This is a genomic window from Pseudomonas japonica, from assembly GCF_013522925.1.
GTDB classification, from domain to species: Bacteria; Pseudomonadota; Gammaproteobacteria; order Pseudomonadales; family Pseudomonadaceae; genus Aquipseudomonas; species Aquipseudomonas japonica_A.
The window spans coordinates 309014-328794 of the sequence record NZ_JAAMQU010000004.1 but is presented as its reverse complement, the minus strand read 5'-3'; the positions used below and the strand labels follow the sequence as shown (position 1 = coordinate 328794).

The following is a 19781-nucleotide window of genomic DNA, read 5'->3' as shown; positions in this document are numbered from 1 at the left end:
GGCCGTGAACGGGGAGGGGCAAGAGGCTTGCTCCCTTCGTCCCCTGCTGGCCATCACACCTACCTGACCCCTGACGGGTTATTTTCAGCGCCTTTGATCCTGAACCCGACGCTCAAGCGTGGGAAACGTCATAGGCCTACTTTCTTAAGCCAGCGACTGCCCGATGAGCAAGAGGCCCACCAGGATCATGGCTGCCCCGGAAAAATGGCTTACCAGCAAGGCCGCACGCGGGCGAGCTCGCAGTATCACTTCGGAGCCGAAGCCGACCAGAAGGTAAATCACAGCGCAACTGAAGGTATGCACCAGACCTAACAGGACCATTTGTGCGGGGATAGGCCAGGAAGAGTTTGGCTCCGTAAATTGCGGAAGCAATGCCAGAAACAGCAAAAACACCTTCGGGTTCAGCCCGCTGATACAGGCCCCCTTGATGGCCCACGTAGACCTGAACCCAAGTCATCCGCTCCGGCCTTGGGAACGGATGGATGGCGAAGCACGTTTATGCCGAGCCAAATCAGGTAGCCGGCCCCCATCAGGGTCATCACCACCATGACCCTCGGAAAGCGTGCAATAAGCCCCCCAACGCCCGCCGCAACGATCAGCGTCGCCAGTAGGTGGCCACTTAACAGGCCCCCCACAGCCGGCACAACCAAGCGACCCCGCATGCCGGCAGCAATGGCATAAGCCCAGTCCGCACCAGGTGTGATGACGAAAAGAAACGACACGGCCCAGAAAGCCGCAAAGGTACTAAAGCTCATTCTGCCTTCCGAGAAAACTTCCCGCCGGCCGTTGATGGCTATGGCGAGCCCGGACGAAAGAATATCGAGAATAAACGGGTATTTTCTTTTAAAATCCGTCGTCAAACCTCATCGCATTAGGAGATGTTTCTCCGTGGATAGATTGGATAGAAATATTCTTGCCGAATTGCAGAAGGATGGCCGTCTGTCTCTTACTGATTTGGGCGAGAGGGTAGGGCTGAGCCTATCTCCGTGCCACCGCCGAGTACGGGCGCTGGAGGAATCCGGAGCAATCCGTGGGTATAGGGCCCAACTGGACAATGCTGTGCTGGGGCTCAATTTTTCAGCACTGGTTTTCGCCACCCTGCGCGAAGGGAATCAGGAAGCAGTGGCTGCGTTCGAGGCCTCGCTTATCGACATACCCGAAGTGGTTATCGCGCAGCGATTGTTCGGCGAACCTGATTACCTGTTACACGTTGTAGCTCGTGATCTGCCAGCGTTTCAACAGCTGTATGACGAGGGCCTATCGAGGCTCCCGAACGTGCAGCGGTTAACCTCTACCTTGGTGATGAAACACGTCATTTCAGAGCGAGGGCTGCCCTTGTGAACCTTCCTTTCCAGCACCTACGGCGGTGCCGTCAGTTTGCAGCGCCAATGCCTTGAATGCTTTGGGAGCACGTATCGTTTATGCCCATTGTAACCGGCAAGGAATGGTGGCCACGAATTCGGTGCCTTGCGCATCATCCGACGTGACCTCAAGCATTCCATGGTGACCCACACAGATCTCGTTCGAGATGTAGAGGCCCAGGCCCAACCCGTCTTCCCGATGGCCCACCTCGGGACGCTTGAATGGCTGAAACAGCGAGGGGAGTACATCGGCGGGGATCGCCGCGCCGGTGTTGTGCACTGACAACACCAGGTTCTGGTCGATCGTGTTGACGCGCACCTGAATCGGGGTGCCTTCTGCCCCGTGCGTGATGGCATTCCCGACCAGGTTGGAGAGCAATTGCCCTAATCGATTGGGATCGCAATAGAGCCCGGTAGGAATATCCAACGTTTCCATAATCTGCGCATGCGGGTGCACCACCCGCAGCTCCATGAGCACGGCTTCGAACTGCTCCTGCAGATCATCCGTGAGCAGCGGTTTGACGGGAATCCCTCCGCCCAATTTGCCGCGGGCAAAATCGAGCACATCCTCGATCAGGCTGCTCATGCGCAGCGCGCTTTGGCGGATGGCCCGGACCATTTTTACACTGCGGGGCTCCGCAACCCTTGTCTCCAGCAGCTCGGCACTCAGCCGTACCGCACTTAACGGGGTGCGCAGGTCATGACCCAGCACGGCCACGAATTGCTCGCGTAATACCCCGGCTTCGGTCGCGTCGGCCAGTGCCTGTTCGGACGTGAGTAATCCCTTGTGCAAATCAAGGTTCATCGCAATCAGCTGTGCATAGAGCCCCATGGACTTCAGCACGGTGGATTCGTCGAAGCTGGCGGGCAGTGGGTCGATCGCGCACAGCGTGCCGAAGAAGCCCCCGTCGGCGGTGATGATCGGAATGGAAACGTAGCTTTCCAGACCATACAGCTTAGGCGTGTGGTGCTGCGAGAAGACTGGATGATCGCTCGCGTGGGTGAAGATGACTGGCCTGCGGTTCTGCCGGATCTCATGGCAGATGGTGGTTTCCAGCTCGAGTTGGCTGCCGGGTATCAAGCCGAAATCAATCGAGTCATCGACCGCACAAGTTACCCAGTGCTTCTCCGTCACTCGGGCGACGGCTGCGAACCGCATCCCGGTTACCTGCTTGACCATTTCCAGGATCAACGGTACCGAATCGATCTTCTGAACGGCGGCGATGGCCCCGGAAAAATCCGGCGCGTCGGGCTTTGCGCTAAGGGAGGAGTCAGTCACAGGGCTTTGATCGCTATCCAAAGGCGTATAAGGGACGGGACGCCACCTTAACAGTCAGGACAGCAGGCCATAGACGCAGCGGAGCTCAGGTTAAGCTGCGCTGTATCGCACTGTCCAGTTGAGCGATTGAAAACGCCTTGCTGATGATCGTCAGGTGCTGAACGCCGGGCCCTGGCGCCGCAGCGCCGTACCCGCTGGCAAACGTGATAGGTATCGATCGGTCAAGAAGTGCGGTGATTGAGCTTGTTCATCAACAGTAGCTGATGACGTTGAGCTATTTCGCGGGCGCAAACACGGTCATCTTAGGCTCCTTCAGGAGGATGTTATCCAGGATGCACTCAGGCTGAGTCAGCAGGCGCGAAGGCCTTGGCCGCGGCAACGGTGTCCAAGGACTCGCGAAGCAACTGGATCTTGCCGTCCTTCGCCACCAGGCGACCCGCATACATCTGCCGATAGATACGGCCAGTCGCAGGCACCAACGCCTCGACGCTGTATTCCGCGAACGCTTGGTCGGGGGTATCGATCAGGAACCGTACGCAACGAAATTTGAAGCCAGGTACTTTAGCCAACAGGGAACCAATGAAGGATTCGATGGCATCGTTACCTTGAGCCCGGTGGGCGATGCCCAAGGATTCAAGATAAGGAAGCTCCAGCACGCCATCTTCGGCAAAGAGCGAAGCGGCAGTGCCTGGGGACTGGATGGCGTCCAGGTACATTTGAAAGAGTTCTACGGCGTTTTTCATGAGAGATTGCTCCGAAGCTGATGAGGGTTGGCACGGTGTACCGTGACTTCCAACCCAAATTAAAAGATTCGGTAATCAATCAAAATAGCAATTGTGGAAATGCATCCTTTCATTTCTGTCGCGCCTTTTATGTCGTCATGGCCAGCGCCATCTGGGGTCCGATAGGTGTTTGGCAAAGAAGTCCGATAGCGCCTTGATCTTCACGGGCCGCGTGCGTGCTGATGGGGTCACGAAATACAGGCCGCCGCGCATCATGTGCCATTCAGGTAATAAGGCGACGAGTCGGCCATCTACCAGATATTCGCTGGCAATGAACTCGGGGAGTTCGGCAATGGCCAAGCCGTCCAGCAGGGCAGGCAGCAGGGCGTCAGAGTTGGTCACTCGCAGCGGGCCGTTGGGCACTACGTCTTCCTCGGTGCCGTCGTCATGGGTAAAGCGCCACACCTGGCTGCGCGACCGATACGCATAGCTGAGGCACCTGCGGGCCGCCAGTTCACGGGGATGGGTGAGCTGTCCGTGCTCCTCCAGGTACCCAGGCGAGGCAACCAGGTACTGAGTCACTGCACATATGCGCCGAGCGACCAAGGACGAGTCAGGCAACACCGCGATCCGCAAGGCTGCGTCAAAGCCTTCTGCAATAAGGTCGACCGAGGCGTCGGACAAGTGCAGGTCAATCGACAACTCGGGGTATTGGCGCATCAGTTGCGGCATCAGCGGCGCGACCCAGCGCAAACCGAAGGACATCGGTACCGCCAGGCGTACCTGTCCGCGGGGCTGCACCGACAACTCCTGGGCTTCACTCTCTACTTCTTCGGCCTGCCGGTAAATCTCCCCTGCCTTGGCGGCCATGCTCGCGCCGAACTCCGTCAGCGCCAGTTGCCTGGAGGTGCGGTTGAACAGCCGACCGCCCAAGCGTTCTTCGAGCCGTGCGACAGCCCGAGACACTGTAGGCACTGAGACCCCCATTACCCTTGAAGCCGCCGCGAATGATCCCTCTTCTGCCACCTTGGCAAACATCGCCAACCCTTCGAAATCTGGAAGTCTGCTCATTTCATTTCTGCAATGATGGTTTGCAGGCAATTCTATTTTGAAAAAACCGCGCGGTCGATAAGCTTCTCTCACACCGCAACTCAACCTTACGCAACACTTCAAAACCTGGGAGAAACATCATGGCTAACAAACTCGAAGGCAAAGTAGCACTGGTCACCGGCGGCACCACTGGCATCGGCCTGGCTACCGCCAAACGCTTCGCCGCAGAAGGCGCCCACGTGTACATCACCGGCCGCCGCCAGGCCGAACTCGACGCAGCCGTAGACGCCGTCGGCAATGCCACCGGGGTTCGGGTTGACTCGACGAAGCTTGATCAGCTGGACGCCCTGTATAGCCAGATCGGCGCTGCGCATGGCCGCATCGACGTGCTCTTCGCCAACGCCGGTGGCGGTTCGATGGTGCCGCTGGGCGAAATCAGCGAACAGCACTACGACGACACCTTCGACCGTAACGTTAAAGGCGTGCTGTTCACCGTCCAGAAAGCCCTGCCGCTGCTGGCCCAAAAGGCTTCGGTAATCCTCACCGGTTCCACCGCTGGCAGTGCCGGTACCTCGGCCTTCAGCGTGTACGCCGCTTCGAAAGCCGCCGTGCGCTCCTTCGCTCGCAACTGGATTCTGGACTTGAAGGACCGCCAGGTGCGGATCAACACCATCAGCCCCGGCGCCACTCGCACCCCCGGCCTGGTCGACCTGGCTGGCCCTGATGCCGCCCAGCAACAAGGTTTGCTGGACTACCTGGCTTCGCTCATCCCCATGGGCCGCGTCGGCGAAGCCGAAGAAATCGCCAGCGCCGCACTGTTCCTGGCTTCGGACGACGCCAGCTTCGTCAACGGCATCGAGCTGTTTGTGGACGGCGGGCAGCAGCAGGTGTGAGTGCATAGGTGGGCGGCGCCCGAGCCGCCCACCTACTGGTTCAAGGAAGATAAACAAACGCCATCGCCGTCCTGCGACATCCGGCGCAGCAAGCAGGCAAGCGAGCAGGCAAGCAGGCAGGCATGGAGCGGGGCGGGGCGGGCAATTCCTAGCGTCTAGCCGCTTCTTTCCAAGGTCGCTTGCGAAACGAGCACCGACCCTTGTAGTCAATCGCTCATCCACTATCCCAGCCTTGCGCAACGTAGGGCGCCTTGTCGAGGAGAATCCGAGCCTATGCCTACCGAGGCAGAAACAGCCAAACCATCATCCATCAACGCGCCCGTATTCTGGATATCGGCGGCGGCCCTGCTTGCGCTGGTGCTCTATGCCAGCCTATTTCAGGAGAATGCCCAAGCGGTGTTCACTGACATCCAAGGCTGGATCATCACCAACCTGAGCTGGTTCTACATCCTGGCCGTGGCGATCATCCTGGGAACCGTCGTGTTTCTCGGCTTGAGTCGTTACGGCGATATCAAGCTGGGACCGGATCACAGCACCCCTGACTACAGCAGCACCACCTGGTTCGCCATGCTGTTTTCGGCGGGCATGGGGATAGGGCTGATGTTCTTCGGCGTGGCCGAGCCGGTGATGCATTTTCCCAACCCACCCGTGGGTGACGGCAACACCGTGCAAGCCGCGCGTGAGGCAATGAAGATTACCTTCTTTCACTGGGGGCTCCATGCCTGGGCTATCTATGCCATCGTAGCGCTGATCCTTGCTTGCTTCAGCTACCGGCATGGGCTCCCGCTCACCTTGCGCTCGGTGCTGTACCCGCTCATCGGTTAGCGCATCCACGGCCCTATGGGCCACGCTGTCGATATCTTTGCGATCATCGGCACGGTCTTGGGGGTCGCCACTTCTCTAGGCTTTGGCGTTGCGCAGATCAATACAGGGCTTAACGCACTGTTCGGCGTACCGATCTCCATCCCGGTGCAGATTCTGCTCATCATCGGTACTACCGCATTGGCTACCCTGTCGGTAGTCACAGGTCTGGATATAAGGCGTGCGTCGGCTGTCGGAGCTGAACCTGAGCCTCGCCGTGTTGCTGCTGCTCATGGTGATCGTTCTGGGCCCCACGGTATTGATCCTCCAGACCTTCGTTCAGAACACCGGCGGCTACCTGACCGAGATCGTGAGCCGAACCCTCAACCTCTATGCCTATCAGGGGTAGCCCACACGCGGGGCCGCGCCAGCTGGCTGCGGCCCCTATCCCTTGGCCTTTACCTTGCTACGAAGGTTCTATAAACCATGGTCTCACTGCATGGTTTGCGGCGCCGTGCCACGGGCGGCAGTTTCTTCGCTTCCCGGCCGTGTATCTACTGAGGGGGGGAGCGACGCCACGTAAACCGTTCTGGAGGGGAAGGCGAACTCCACGCCCATGTCGGCGAACGCTTCCATCATCTGCAGGTTGATGGCCTGCTGAACATCCATGTACACGTTGTAGCTAGGGTCCAGCACGATGTACACGGTTTCGAATTCCAAGGCGTTTTCGCCGAAGGCCAGGAAGTGGGAACGGTCAAAGCGTGCCAGCTTTTGCCCGCGGATGATCCGCTCAACCTGCTGCGGTACCGCTTTGACTTGCTCTGGCGAGCAGTTGTAGGTGAGGCGAAACTTGAACACGATGCGGCGCTCTTGCAACCGCTTGTAGTTCTGAATGGTGCTGCCGATCATCTCGGCGTTCGCCATCACGATCTGCTCGCCGCCCAAGCTACGGATACGGGTAGTCTTCAGCCCAACGTGTTCAACAGTACCTGCCAGTGAGCCCACCACGATGAAGTCGCCCACTTCGAACGGCTTGTCCACGGCGATTGATAGCGACGCGAAAACGTCACCGAGTATATTCTGCACCGCCAGCGCAATCGCGATACCACCAACGCCAAGGCTCGCCACGAAGGCGGTGATATTCACACCGAGATTGGACAGCATGGCCAGCACGACCACGGCCCACAGCAACACCTTGGCGCCCCATAACGACAGGGTGCCCAAGGCGCTTCCGGTATATACCTCCGATTGGCTATGCCGTTTGAAATAACGCAACACCGCCAGCGCGATGGCGCGGTTGGCCCATAGGCCGACCTGCAGCGCCACCACAACGAACCACAGGCTGCTGACCCGGGCCGACCAGCGCTCCGGGAGGTCGAGAATGCCGATGCCTATAAGCACCGCGCCCAACAACAACAGCGCATTGCTGGTGCTGGACAGCACCTCGATCGCGATATGGCTGATGTGCGCCTCCGGACGGCTGGCCCGGACACGCAGGTTCTTGAGTACGAAGCCGATGCCGGCACGTGCAATGGTAAAACTTAGCGCGATGGCGCAAGCGGCCAGGCACCAATTGGCGAGTGTGATACCCAGGAATTCGGTTTGCGTAATACCGGTGAGAAAATCCAGATTCACTGTTTACTCCTCTGTTGAACGAAGCGCCTGCAACGCAGCGGCTCCCGCGGACACCACCTCGTGGGCCCGAGCCCGCTTTGTGGGTACCGCGGGTGCTTGTCAGGATTCGAGGCCTTTCGTAGCGGTTTGTGCAGTTTTTTCCCTGCCGCGCTGACGGCGCCCGCTTGTGCACGCTATGCGCGCAGGCCTGCCGAGCGTGCGCCGCCGAATGCCAACCTGACAGCCCCTTGCCCCAGGGCTAAGCCCGCTGGGGCGCGGCGGATTTTCTTACGAACATCGCGGCGCCCCACGCAAGGCCAAGCACGGCCGAACAGCCCGAGCCCACCAACACGGCGAGCTTGGCGATGCCCAACAGGTTGGCATCGTTGAAAGCCAGGCCGGCGATGAAGATGGACATCGTGAAGCCGATCCCGGCCAGCAGGCCGATCAGCACCACGCCGCGCCAAGTGACGCCATCCGGCAGCTCGCAAAGCTTGAGCTTGACGAGGGTCACGCAGGTGAGGATCACACCCACGGGCTTGCCGACGATCAGTGCCAGGGTTACACCTGCAGCCACTGCCCAGGCCGTGGCGCCTTCAAGCGACGTGTCGTTGAAGGCCACGCCGGCGTTGGCCAAGGCGAACAGCGGCATGATTACGTAGGCCACCCAAGGGTGAAGCGCGGTTTGCACCCGCTGAACAGGCGGCAGGATTTCCCGGTGCGCCTTGCGGATCTGCACCAGAGGTTGCTGCACGGCGGCCGTCTCCGGCGTTTCTTTCACCTGGTGCACCAAGTCGCGGACGGCACTGACCAGGGTTTCCATGGGCCGCTCCGGCGCGGGCCGTGAATAGACCGGTGTCATCAGGCCAAGGATGACACCCGCCAACGTGGGATGAACGCCCAGCTTGGCCAGGCCCGCCCAGATGACAATTCCGGGCACGCTATACAACCAGGCGTTAGCAAAGCCCATGCGCTGCATGACCAGCACTAACACGATGCCTAGCAAGGCGAGGGCGGCCCCTGAAGCATCAAGCGAGGTGGTATAGAACACGGCAATGATCAGCACCGCTGCAATGTCATCGATGATCGCCAGCGCCAACAGGAAAATCCTCACCCCAGGGGCGATAGACTTGCCCAGCAAGGCCAGTACCCCAACGGCGAAGGCGATGTCTGTGGCGGTGGGTACGGCCCAGCCCGATAGGGAAGGGTGGCCCAGGTTGGCCGCGCTGTAGATCAACGCAGGCACCATCACGCCGCCAAACGCAGCAGCTACCGGCAGTGTCGCCATGCGCAGGTTGGACAGCGAGCCGTCTTTCATCTCCGAGCGAATTTCCATCCCCACCACCAGGAAGAAAATCGTCATTAACCCATCGTTCACGAGGAAGTGCAGTGAGGCGCCCAGGCTGTAGTCACCGAGCGAGACGCTGAGGCGGGAATGCCAGAAGGATTCGTAGGTTACTCCTGCCGGGCTATTGGCCCAGACCAGCGCCGCAATGGCGGCAATTACCAGTACGATGCCACTGACGGCTTCCACATGGCTGAAGCGCTCCAGGGCAGCCAAGGCTTGATGAGTCATTTGCTGGGCACGCGGCACCAGAGTGGAGGCCGGGGAGTTTGGAGCAGGCATAGGCAATCCCTGCCAGCGGCCCGACTGGCATAAACTTTAACCTGCACCTCGCGACGGCAAAGGCACACCCTGTAACAAATCCTACTGGTTACCCGCTGGGGCTGGCAATCCTTGATAGGTGGAAGGTGTCGCACCTTGCCCGTCCATATTGCCAAGCTGGGCTGGCATGTGGAACTGCATTGACAAGTGGCGGATAGGCCCGAGTTGCTACGCGGCTTTATGTCAATCGAGGGTCTCGAAATTCATCCTACGTCCGGATGTACGACCTGACGCTCATCTGTTGGTGGCATCAACCGTGGTCCGACAAGGGTGCGCTCAACAGCTCGCGGAGTTTGGCCTCCGTTAGAGGTTTGCTGAATAGATACCCTTGCGCCAAGGGACAGCCCGCCTCGATGAGCCATTGCGCTTGGCCTTGGCTTTCAACGCCTTCAGCCACTGCAGGTAACGCCAAACCTTCGCTCAGGTGAATAATGGCTCTGACGATACGGCCATTTTTATCATTTTCCAGTACGGTATTTATGAACGATCGATCAATTTTAAGCTTGTCAAAATTGAGGTTGCCAAGCTGGGCCAAGCTTGAATAGCCCGTTCCGAAATCATCCATTGCAATACGGATTCCCATGCCCCGTAGCGCTTCAAGGTGCTTTCTAGCCAACGCAATGTTACCCACAACCGCTGTTTCCGTGACCTCTAACTCCAGCCTGTTAGGGGCAAGGCCGCTTCGCTGGAGTGCGGTTTGCACTCGTTGTACTAACCATTCATCCCGCAGGTCCAGTGCACTTAAATTGAATGCCAACGATAGGTGTACAGGCCACCCGTGAGCCTCTCTGCAAGCGCGCTCCAGCAAAAGGTTTGTTACATCCCGCATCAAGCCTGAGCGCTCGGCGGCCGGAATAAATATGGAGGGCGGAATGTCCCCATGCAAAGGATGAGTTAGCCTGGCTAAGGCTTCAAAGCCAACAACCCGCTCCCCCTTTACCGTGACGATCGGCTGATAAGCCAGGCTCAGATACCCATTGTCAAGGGCCTCACGTAACAACTGCGTAGCTTGTGATTGCTCCTCCAGGCGGCAATCACGACGCGCGTCAAAGAAACAAATGGTGCCCTTACCATCGTGCTTGCCTTGGTAAAGGGCCAGGTCCGCGCGGCGAAGGAGGCTGCTCAAGCTTTCACCGTCCTTGGGATATTCAGCAACGCCATACGTGCTCGCCGCTACAAGACGTACAGAATCAAACGTCACCGGGCTGGAGAGGAGGGGTGTCAGCTGGGCCAGAAGGCAGCTAGCAGATTCCGGGGTCTTTGCTGACCGGATAATCAAGGCAAATTCATCACCACCCAAGCGACAGGCGAAGTCGCCTTCCGGTAACACCGTGCGTATGCGACAGGCGAGTTCTTGTAAAAGCCTGTCACCAGCGCTGTGCCCGTAGACGTCGTTGACGGATTTAAAACCGTCAAGATCGAACACTACCAGGAAGAAGGGCTCGTTCGGATTCAGTCTTCGAGAATGAAAATTCAGATCCAGCCCCCTGCGGTTGGGCAGTCGCGTCAATGGATCATGAGTAGCCATTTCTAGCGCAGCTTGTTCCGCCAGGCGTCTACTGCGGATTTCTCGCCGCAGCTCGGCTATGCGGCGGATACCAAAGATCAATCCACACCAGCCGACCACAACAAAAGCAAGGAACACTTCATCCGCCTGCCACCGCTCATGTCGGGCGTTGAACTGTGTTAGTACTTCATAAAAATCAAGCTCGATGCAGAGCGTCAGCACACCAGTGCCGAGGAGGGCAATGAAGAGCGAATCGAGCCATGCTTGGTGAAGACCGAGGAAGCGACGCAGGACGAAGGAAGCCATGAGTGGGCATCGTAGTGGCATTTTGGTAACCACTTATCGGCGATCCGGCCATTTTCTTGAAGCCATTTGTCAGTTCGTCAAGACTTGAGCCTTGATCTTATTACCTTTTTTGTTCTTTCGACTTGTCTCGACGAAATCACAATAAAGCGTTTAAAGATAGAGAGCGTTTCTACTTCGGAGATGTTTGCCTCAACGATGAGCTGATTGTTCTCGGAAGATTGGGATAGGGGTATGTTGGCCTGGCTGTTATTTGGAAAAGTTGCATGACAGTCAATGCTGCTACTCAGTGCGGTTCCTCTATTAAATAATATCATTCCTTTACTGAGCTTTAATGACTGTGCCTAAGGGTTGGAGCAGGAGATTAAATTCGTGATATCTGGAGGTAATCACGAATTTTTTATCATGACGATATTTTTCATATCACTTGCAGTAAGGATATAATTATCCTGACTTTCCCCTATTCGGGCCGTTTTGGCCCGTTCGCGGCCCAAAACAGGGGCTTGGCCCTGCAAAACCGGGCTGTTGAAGAAGCTGTTTAATCCGTTCACCTGGAGCACTTTCGTGAATACACCTTCTGCCACCCGCAGCGGCCTGCCGAAAACCCGCGACCTGGTGCGGCATTACGCCGGGCAGCTGCTCGAGGCCGGGGCCGAGGTATCGGTGACGGCGATCCGTGCGCGGATCCTCGAGGACCACGGGGTCAGTGCCTCGCCGAACGTGGTGGGAGATGAGGTGAAGCAGTTCTGGGCGCGCACCGGGCCGCTGCTGAATGCGCGGCTGAAGCGGCCGGGGATTCCCGAGGCGGTCGGTCAGGCGCTCGATGCGGTGTGGGATGTGGCGCTGAACGAAGCGACGCAGGCCTACGCTATCGAGCGCTCGCACTACCAGCAGGTGGCCGAGCAGGCGCAGCGGGAGGCCGCCGAAGCGCGGGTGGAAGCAGAGCAGGCCGCGGGGCGCTTTGCGGATCAGGAACGGCAGATCGCGTTGCTCACCGAGCAGGTGCAGCGGCTCAATGGGCAGCTGGACCGTGGGCAGGGGGAGAACGAAACCCTCAAAGCGGAGTTCGCTGAGCTGAGCGCGCAGCATCAAGCACAGGACCAGCGCCACCGCGAAGAGCTGGACCGGGTCAGCACGGCTCATCAAGCGGAGCAGGAGCGGCTGACGGCCACCCACGCCGCTGAGCTGGCGAGGTTGCAGGCCGTGCACCAGGAAGAAAACGCCGCACTGCGCGCCGAGGTCAGCCGCCAGGCCGATATCTTCGAGAGCACCTCCAACCACCTGATGAAGGAAACCAGCCGGGTGCGCGATGCCGCCAGGCTGGAGACGGATCGACTGACTCGCGAACTGGGGCAGAGTCGCGACATGGTCGATCGGCTACGGGTGCAGCGCTCGGAGGCCAAGGAAGAGAGCGCCGGGTTCCGCGCGCAGGCCGACAGTGCCGCCGCGCAATTGCAGCAGCTGCAGAAAGCCCATGAACGGCTCGAGGCCCGGTATGAGGTGCTGTTGCAAGCGAAAGCGGAAGGGCAGGGGTGAGCTGAGGATTCGGCATGAAGCTGAATACTGTGTAATAAGGAAGCCGCTCGCTGAAGCACCGTTCAACTGAACCTGAAGCAGTCTATGATCCACCGCTGCATGTGCGCCGGCGCTACGCCACGCTCCAGATTTAACACATCGGGACAGCCATGACCGACCTGACCGAAGAAGAAATGCGCCGCGCCCTGTTTGGCGCCGCGGAGGCGCCTGCGCCCACGCATGTACACATCCCCGATCCCATGGAGGCTATTCCGGACGTGGTCATTGTGCCGCCGGCGGCTGCAGCGAAGAAAAGGAAGGTCGAGAAGGCGTTCACGCCCAGACTCAAGGTCACGCTCCGGGTAGGTAATGTCTTTGAAGGCGAGACGCAGGAGCTCCTGCATGAGGCGGATACGCTCAGCACATTGCTGGCGGAGCAGGAGGCCGTGAAGGCGGCGCGGAAGAAATTCCGGTATGTGGACGTGGTGTCGGTCAAGCCCAAATAAGACGTCAGATAGCGACCTGCCTTTCTAAGTTATTTTGCTCAGGCTTAACTGGCTTCGGCCGATAAAGGTGCCATCAAGGATGGGGCCCTACTCATGTACCTAGCTGAACTTACCATAAAAAACTTCCGCAAGTTGCGTGACACCAAGCTGAAATTCCAGCCTGGACTGAACGTTCTTGTCGGCCCTAACAACGTGGGGAAAAGCGCCGTAGTGGATGCTCTCCGGACCCTCTTGGCCGGGCATGAGGAGCCTTATCCCCGTCTCGATATTGCCGACCGTCATCGACCTATAGAGGGTGAACCCGAAGGCGACATTAGCTTCCACTTCATCTTCAAGGATCTCAGTCACGACGACGAAGCCGACTTCATCGCGGCGCTGCAGCCTGGCGCTGAAAACGCCATGGAAGCGCATATCCACGTCAGGTACACCGATGCGGATCAGACCGGCCGCTTCCGTGTGAAACGGTGGTGTGGAGATCACCAGGACATCCCGCTCACCTCGGACATGATGGAAAACCTACGCGGCGTCTACCTACAACCTCTTCGTGACGCTGCCCAAGGGCTGCGTCCAAGCCGCAACAGCCAATTGGCTCGCCTACTTCACCTCCTGACCGATGACGAAGGGCGTGAGGCGATCACCACTGCGTTGAAAGAACTAGATAAGCAGTTGCAGCAGGACAAGGCGATCAAAAGCACCCATGCTGCGATCTCCACGCGGCACGGCTCCATGATGGGTGAGCAGCTGGCGCAGGTACTGGCCGTCGGGCTCAGCGCAACCGATTTCCAGCGCCTCTCCGCCCGCCTCTCCCTGACTGCTCAGTCCATGGAAATTGAGCAAAATGGCCTTGGCTTTAACAACTTGATTTTCATGGCAGTGGTGCTCAGCGAACTGGCTAAAAATCCTGATGCAGCGTACCGAAGCTTGATCGTAGAGGAACCGGAAGCCCACCTACACCCCCAACTGCAGCGTGTTCTTCTGAGCTACTTGGCCGGCATTCCGACCAAAGAAGGTGAAAAGCCGGTTCAATTGTTCGTCACCAGCCACTCGCCGAACTTCGCCAGCAATTCGAAGCTTGAGTCCCTAGTGTGCTTAGTCGAGAACGGAGCCGGTGTGGAGACCTTCTTTCCACGTGATATCCCGTTCTTGAAAGGCAAGCGGGAGAAACTGGAGCGCTACTTGGACGTGACCCGAGCTGAGCTGTTTTTCGCCCGCCGCGTCATTTTCGTAGAGGGCGCCGCAGAACTCATGCTGGTCGACGCGCTTGCGAAGATCTTGGGATTCGACTTGAGGGAATACGGCATCAGTCTCATCAGCGTCGAGGGGCTGAATTTCGACTCGTTCCTGCCGTTGTTTGGAGAGAAGGGGCTGCGAATCCCCGTCTCGGTCATCACCGATGCAGACCCGTTCGAAGAAGAACAGGTACATGAACCCGCTGGGTTTGAGCGACCCGCCGAGGAGATCCAGGAGGAGCTGCTTGCGGAGGCCGCTTACCTCGACGAAGCAGACCCAGAAAATGGGGATGAAGCCGAGCAGCTGGCCGACGAAGGTGGCGAGCCGAAGAAAAAGAAGAAGCTAAAAGCTGCATATCCTGCGCTTGGCGAAGTTGTTCGGATATCTAGCAATACGTTGAAAATGAAGGAATCCGAAGATCAATTTGTGAAGGTACACCACGGGGTGAAGACCCTTGAGTACGATCTGGCGCTACTGGCGGAAAACCGGGACGTCATGCTGAATGCACTGGCCGAGCTTCACCCTAGGATATCGGCGGCGCTGCGGAAAATCGTGGACAGCGCGCCGGACAACACTGCCAAAGCCAAGGCGCTGTTCTGCGGGATGTTCGAGCGCAAAGATACCAGTAGCAATGTGCAGAAGGGCCGCTTCGGTCAAGCGCTTGCCGAACAGGTTGCTCTAACGCCCGGATGCAAGGTTCCAGAGTATCTCGAGCAAGCAATCCGGCACGTTTGCCAGGGTGCGGACAAGGCATGAAGCTATCCGACGAGCAGAAAGCTGTAATCGAAGCACCCTTAGAACCTATGGCGGTCACGGCTTGCGCCGGCAGTGGAAAAACAGCCACAGCTATTCGGCGGCTGCTCGCCATTCGGCAGAAGCTGGCCGATCCCGCGGCCGGGTTGCGCTGTTGTCGTTTTCCAATGTAGCCGTCAACACCTTCAACAAGGGGTACGCAGAGCTCACCATGGATCTGCCGGACGACGCTAATCGCAGGCGTGTAGAAGTAGACACGCTAGACGGATTCTTCACCCAACATGTTCTACGTCCCCATGCCTACCGCACTATGGGCGCCACACGGACTCCCTATCTTGTATCGGGCTCAGAGGCGTTCTTAAGTAGCTTCCAGTACTGGACGAGCAAAACCGAGCGCCCTATCCCGATCAAGGATGTGCAGGTAGGCGTAGAGAATGGAAAGTCCAGCTTCTTCATCGACACTCCCGGGGGGGTCGAGCAGCTTGATCGCGGACGGGCCAGGGATCTAATCGAAAAGCTGGGGCGCACCGGTGCATATACCCATGACCTAGGGCGCTACTGGGTAATTAGAACGCTGCTTCAACAGCCTGCCATTCTAAGGGCATTGGCCACCCGCTATCCGCAGATTCTGATCGACGAATCACAGGATCTGGGTACGATGCACAGAGTGACCTTGGAGTTACTTATCGAGGCGGGTGTGCAGATATCACTGATCGGTGACGTTAACCAAGGCATCTTTGCCTTCGCCGGTGCTGATGGCAGGTTTTTGGAAACCTACGCCAACCGCCCGGGGGTGAAAGCCTACAAACTTACTCGCAACTACCGCTCCCTCCCTCCAATTATCGATATAGCCAACCGCCTCTGCGGCCGAAACGATGAACCAGACAGGCAACTAGGGCAAGGTGGAGCATTTTTCGTAGGGTACAACGACGCCGAGCACCCTAAGCTGATCAGCGCTTTCAAAGTTCGTCTCGACGAACTGGGCATACAGGCAGCAGATGCTGTCATTCTTAGCAGGAACACGGATCGCGCCGCCAAGCTTGCAGGCACTAAAGGCGCCCCAGGGCAGGGAGTTGTGAACCTTTTTGCAGAGGCTGCACTGGCCCGCGATCAACTGCATCGCTATCAGGATGCTTTCCGTCTGGTATGCAACGCTGTTGTGACTCTTATCGACGATGCCCCGCCCGGACTCAGCTCGAAGCTGCAGGGGTCGCCCCATGAAGCCTGGATGCTGGGACTTAGGCGGTTGCTGTGGGCATTTACCCGCGATGCCGAAACTGGGCTGCCGTCTTCTTCGCTCCAAGCCAGAGCACAATGGCATCCGAAGCTGGTCGCTAACCTGCGCGCCTTGCTTACCCAAACTGATCAACTGTTCGCGCTGAAAACAGTTGCTACGTTCGGAAATAAGATGGCCAAGAAGCGCTTGGATGACGTCGCGCTCAGCGGCGCCAAAGCTGGTGACCAGGACCCTCATGGCTTGAGAGTTGAAACTGTTCATCAGGTTAAAGGCGAATCCATCGACGCAGTGCTCTACGTCGCGACCAGGGCCAACATCAGCGCATTGCTGGCCGGCACGGCTACGGAAGACGGTCGAATCGGCTACGTGGCACTGACGAGAGCGAAAAACCTCTTCTGGCTTGCTGTCCCCAACAGCTGCTTGTGTGCAATGCGCGCAGACTTGATCAACGCTGGCTTCATCGAGGCGGCAGCACAGTAACGATGGGATAACCAGGCTCGGTCGATCATGCGTATTTGCACCCACGTGAGCACACGCTTGCATTCGATCTGACTGGAATTTCGCGTGGCTAAGAGGCGAAAGCAGCCATCTACAACCCATAGCAGCCGGCCAAAGCGCGAAGAAATTGGCCGGGAGCCGCCTGTGACGAGCTACGGTAGCTGCTCATAGCCGTAGGTGGCCCGGACGGTCGGTTTACCATAACACCCGTACCTTTTACTGCTCTACTCAATCACTACAAGGTACGAGGGTTAAGCCTTAGCAGGTTTCCTTAACTCAGACGCCGTGCATCCAGCTGATGAGCCCAAGCCTGCTCTCGAGCATGGCTGACTAGGAAATCAACAAATGCTCTGGTTTTAGCAGGCAGCAGTTTTTGGCTTGAGAAATACAGGGAGATTTGCCCTGCGTCTGCATACCAGCCTGGCAAAACCCTTACCAGGGTGCCGGCCTTAAGGAAGGGAAGTATGTCGGGAACAGCAAGCAACGCGACACCCAAGCCCAGGCGTGCACAGTGACTCAGTGCTCCTGGATCGTTGATCAGCATTCTTGGGCGTACCTCCAGGGGGTGCTGTTGCCCATCGGGGCCCTGAAGCATCCAGCTCCTGATCTTGCCGGTGTGTGCCGACCGCATGGCCAAGTGCTCTAGCCCGTTCAACTCCTTGATCTGGTGGATATGACCGTTTTGAGCGAGATATTCTCTTGAGGCGACCAGGATCAGGTGAGCGGGCGCGAGGTTTCTCGCAACCAGGCCCGGTACAAGCTCGAAGCCACCACCGATGGCAGCATCGAACCCTTCGGCAACCAGGTCGACCTGTCGGTTTTCCAGGCTCCATTCAGGGATCACATTGGGAAACCTCTTCAAGAATTCAGGCATTAGTGGCAGCAGGAAGTCTTGCCCAAAGCCAGGAGCAGCCGTAAGGCGAAGTACGCCCGAAGGCTCACCGGCACTGCTGACAACGTCATCGATCGCTGCCTGGACACTCTCGAGCCCCGAACCCAGGTTCCTTAGGAACCGTTCCCCAGCTTCCGTCAGGGTCAACTTGCGTGTGCTGCGTTGAAACAGGCGAACGCCAAGGTTCGCTTCCAGCTGAGCGACGTTGCGACTTACTGCCGCGGGCGTAAGGCTCAGATGACGCGCCGCGGCAGAGAAACTGCCAGCTTCGGCGCTGCGAACAAATGAAAGCAGGTTTCCCAAGGTTTCCATTATCCATACCTTCAAGCATCCATTGAAAGTAATTCTATCTACTTCCTACTACTGGGGAAAGATTCAAAAGCGTCTCATAGGCTCATCTACTTCACAGACCGAGGCGTAACCATGACCACCATCAATCGTCCACTCTCCGGCAAAGTCGCACTGGTTACTGGAGGCTCGCGCAGCATCGGCGCGGCCATTGCCAAGCGGCTGGCAGCAGACGGGGCTACCGTCGCTATCACTTATCATGCGTCGCCTGAACGCGCCGAAGCAGTTGTACAGCAGATTCATGCCGAAGGCGGCCAAGCATTTTCACTGGCAGCTGATGCAGGAAACCCGGAAGCGGTACGTGCCGCCGTTAGTAAGGTCGCTGCGCGCTTCGGGGCGATTGATATCCTCGTCAACAACGCGGGCATCAGTGTGCTAGGTGCGCCGGAAGAGATCGCGTTTGAAGACTTTCAACGCATTCTCGCGGTAAACGTGACGGGTGTATTTGTCGCGACTCAGGAAGCGCTACGGCATATGGGGGAGGGCGGACGCATCATCCATATCGGCAGCTCGATGGTGCAGCACGCCGCGTTCGGCACGGCATCAGCCTACACCCTGACCAAGGGCGCGCTGACGGGTTTCAGCCGCGGCCTCGTCCGAGATCTGGGGCCCCGCGGCATTACCGTGAACACTGTGCACCCTGGTCCTACGGATAGTGACATGAACCCTGCCGATGGCCCGGTGGCTGATTTCGTGCGTCCGAATATCGCCATGGGTCGCTATGGCGAAGGAAAGGACATTGCCAGCGCCGTTGCCTACCTTGCTAGCCCTGAAGCTGGCTTTGTAAGCGGCGCGGAGCTTATGGTCGACGGCGGCTTCACGGCGTAAGGGGATCAGTCATGAACATCAGCATCATTGGAGCAGGCGCGATAGGTACGGCGATCGCACGGTTAGTGGTCGGTGCCGGGTTACCGGTCAGCATCGCCAACAGTCGCGGCCCTGACAGCATGGCGTCGCTGGCTCAGGAATTGGGCCCTCTCCTGCAACCCGTGACGGCGCAGGAAGCTGGCAAAGCAGACATTGTCTTCCTCGCGGTCAATTGGTCGAAGGTTTCAAATGCCATTCGTGATTTGGGGCCCTGGAACAGTCGCATCGTGGTTGATACCACCAATCCGATAGAAGCGCCGCTATTCAGGCCTGTCGACTTGGGCGCAAAGCCCTCCTCAGAGGTCATAGCAGGGCAGGTGCCCGGAGCACATGTGGTCAAGGCCTTCAACCACCTTGCGCCGCCGCTGCTCGCGAACCCGGCCGCTGAGGGCGGAAAGCGTGTGCTGTTTTATTCAGGCGAACATGCCCCCAGCAAAAGACAAGTTGCCGAATTGATCACGCGATTGGGATTTCACGGTATCGATCTTGGAAACCTGCAGCAGGGCCAACTTGCCCAATTTCCAGGTGGACCGTTACCAGGCCTGAATCTGGTCAAGCATGGTTGACCTCTACAAGGTAACCATGGAGTTACAAGCAGATGCTGAAGGCGGACCAGGTGGCCGGCATAACACCATCCTTCTACTAAGGCTCTGCTGGAAAGAGAGCCTATAAATCCGAGGTAAGCCATGTGTGACTTTGATTTAAAAACCCAGCACGAGGGCGAACCTGACTACGATGG

The 19781-nt window shown here is 58.1% G+C and carries 16 protein-coding genes and 2 pseudogenes; 10 read left to right on the top strand and 8 right to left on the bottom strand.

Annotated elements, in window-relative coordinates:
- Positions 1-144: 144 nt before the first annotated feature.
- Positions 145-755: pseudogene (locus G7016_RS08615) on the bottom strand (LysE family translocator).
- 133 nt (positions 756-888) lie between these two features.
- Between G7016_RS08615 and G7016_RS08610 the strand changes: the two are divergent.
- On the top strand, positions 889-1341 hold the full coding sequence (locus G7016_RS08610; protein ID WP_181112776.1) for an Lrp/AsnC family transcriptional regulator: 453 nt from the start codon (positions 889-891) through the stop codon (positions 1339-1341).
- A gap of 78 nt (positions 1342-1419) precedes the next feature.
- On the opposite strand, the gene G7016_RS08605 is transcribed toward G7016_RS08610, so the two are convergent.
- The 3 genes from G7016_RS08605 to G7016_RS08595 all read right to left on the bottom strand — a co-directional run bounded on the left by G7016_RS08605 (position 1420) and on the right by G7016_RS08595 (position 4433).
- The gene (locus G7016_RS08605; RefSeq protein WP_308812147.1) at positions 1420-2640 is read right to left on the bottom strand and encodes a GAF domain-containing sensor histidine kinase; all 1221 of its coding nucleotides are present in this window, start codon (positions 2638-2640) and stop codon (positions 1420-1422) included.
- Positions 2641-2978: 338 nt separating this feature from the next.
- Positions 2979-3383, bottom strand: a complete 405-nt coding sequence (locus G7016_RS08600; protein WP_181112774.1) for a nuclear transport factor 2 family protein — start codon at positions 3381-3383, stop codon at positions 2979-2981.
- Positions 3384-3518: 135 nt separating this feature from the next.
- Complete coding sequence (locus G7016_RS08595) at positions 3519-4433, bottom strand: LysR family transcriptional regulator (RefSeq protein ID WP_181112772.1); 915 nt, start codon at positions 4431-4433, stop codon at positions 3519-3521.
- A gap of 119 nt (positions 4434-4552) precedes the next feature.
- Here G7016_RS08595 and G7016_RS08590 point away from each other — a divergent pair, with 119 nt between their 5' ends.
- Positions 4553-5305 (top strand): SDR family NAD(P)-dependent oxidoreductase, encoded by a 753-nt coding sequence (locus tag G7016_RS08590; protein ID WP_181112770.1) that lies wholly within the window; start codon positions 4553-4555, stop codon positions 5303-5305.
- A gap of 273 nt (positions 5306-5578) precedes the next feature.
- A pseudogene (locus G7016_RS08585) lies at positions 5579-6509 on the top strand (BCCT family transporter); the annotation flags it as partial.
- An 89-nt stretch (positions 6510-6598) separates the two neighbouring features.
- Here the strand turns inward: G7016_RS08585 and G7016_RS08580 are convergent.
- Entirely contained in the window at positions 6599-7741 is a 1143-nt protein-coding gene (locus G7016_RS08580; RefSeq protein ID WP_181112768.1) for a mechanosensitive ion channel family protein, read from the bottom strand.
- A gap of 128 nt (positions 7742-7869) precedes the next feature.
- Between G7016_RS08580 and G7016_RS25545 the strand changes: the two genes are divergently transcribed.
- On the top strand, positions 7870-7983 hold the full coding sequence (locus G7016_RS25545) for a four-helix bundle copper-binding protein (protein WP_181112766.1): 114 nt from the start codon (positions 7870-7872) through the stop codon (positions 7981-7983).
- Here the strand turns inward: G7016_RS25545 and nhaA are convergent.
- Together nhaA and G7016_RS08565 are read right to left on the bottom strand one after the other, a co-directional pair.
- Positions 7980-9347 (bottom strand): Na+/H+ antiporter NhaA, encoded by a 1368-nt coding sequence (gene nhaA, locus G7016_RS08570; protein ID WP_181112764.1) that lies wholly within the window; start codon positions 9345-9347, stop codon positions 7980-7982. The genes G7016_RS25545 and nhaA overlap by 4 nt on opposite strands.
- A gap of 289 nt (positions 9348-9636) precedes the next feature.
- Positions 9637-11199 (bottom strand): putative bifunctional diguanylate cyclase/phosphodiesterase, encoded by a 1563-nt coding sequence (locus G7016_RS08565; RefSeq protein ID WP_181112762.1) that lies wholly within the window; start codon positions 11197-11199, stop codon positions 9637-9639.
- A gap of 561 nt (positions 11200-11760) precedes the next feature.
- Here G7016_RS08565 and G7016_RS08560 point away from each other — a divergent pair.
- From G7016_RS08560 to G7016_RS08545, 4 genes are all read left to right on the top strand, one after another.
- The gene (locus tag G7016_RS08560) at positions 11761-12732 is read left to right on the top strand and encodes a DNA-binding protein (protein ID WP_181112760.1); all 972 of its coding nucleotides are present in this window, start codon (positions 11761-11763) and stop codon (positions 12730-12732) included.
- A gap of 149 nt (positions 12733-12881) precedes the next feature.
- The gene (locus G7016_RS08555; RefSeq protein ID WP_181112758.1) at positions 12882-13217 is read left to right on the top strand and encodes a hypothetical protein; all 336 of its coding nucleotides are present in this window, start codon (positions 12882-12884) and stop codon (positions 13215-13217) included.
- Between the two features lie 93 nt (positions 13218-13310).
- Positions 13311-15203, top strand: a complete 1893-nt coding sequence (locus G7016_RS08550; RefSeq protein ID WP_181112756.1) for an ATP-dependent nuclease — start codon at positions 13311-13313, stop codon at positions 15201-15203.
- 61 nt (positions 15204-15264) lie between these two features.
- Positions 15265-16917, top strand: coding sequence for a UvrD-helicase domain-containing protein (locus G7016_RS08545; protein WP_258195110.1), 1653 nt, complete (start codon positions 15265-15267; stop codon positions 16915-16917).
- A 289-nt stretch (positions 16918-17206) separates the two neighbouring features.
- Here the strand turns inward: G7016_RS08545 and G7016_RS08540 are convergent, their stop codons facing one another.
- Positions 17207-18139: a LysR family transcriptional regulator gene (locus tag G7016_RS08540; RefSeq protein ID WP_181112754.1), complete on the bottom strand. Its 933-nt coding sequence runs from the start codon at positions 18137-18139 to the stop codon at positions 17207-17209.
- Positions 18140-18250: 111 nt separating this feature from the next.
- Here G7016_RS08540 and G7016_RS08535 point away from each other — a divergent pair, with 111 nt between their 5' ends.
- Together G7016_RS08535 and G7016_RS08530 are read left to right on the top strand one after the other, a co-directional pair.
- Positions 18251-19003, top strand: coding sequence for a 3-oxoacyl-ACP reductase family protein (locus tag G7016_RS08535; protein WP_181112752.1), 753 nt, complete (start codon positions 18251-18253; stop codon positions 19001-19003).
- Between the two features lie 11 nt (positions 19004-19014).
- Positions 19015-19608: an NADPH-dependent F420 reductase gene (locus G7016_RS08530; RefSeq protein WP_181112750.1), complete on the top strand. Its 594-nt coding sequence runs from the start codon at positions 19015-19017 to the stop codon at positions 19606-19608.
- Positions 19609-19781: the final 173 nt, after the last annotated feature.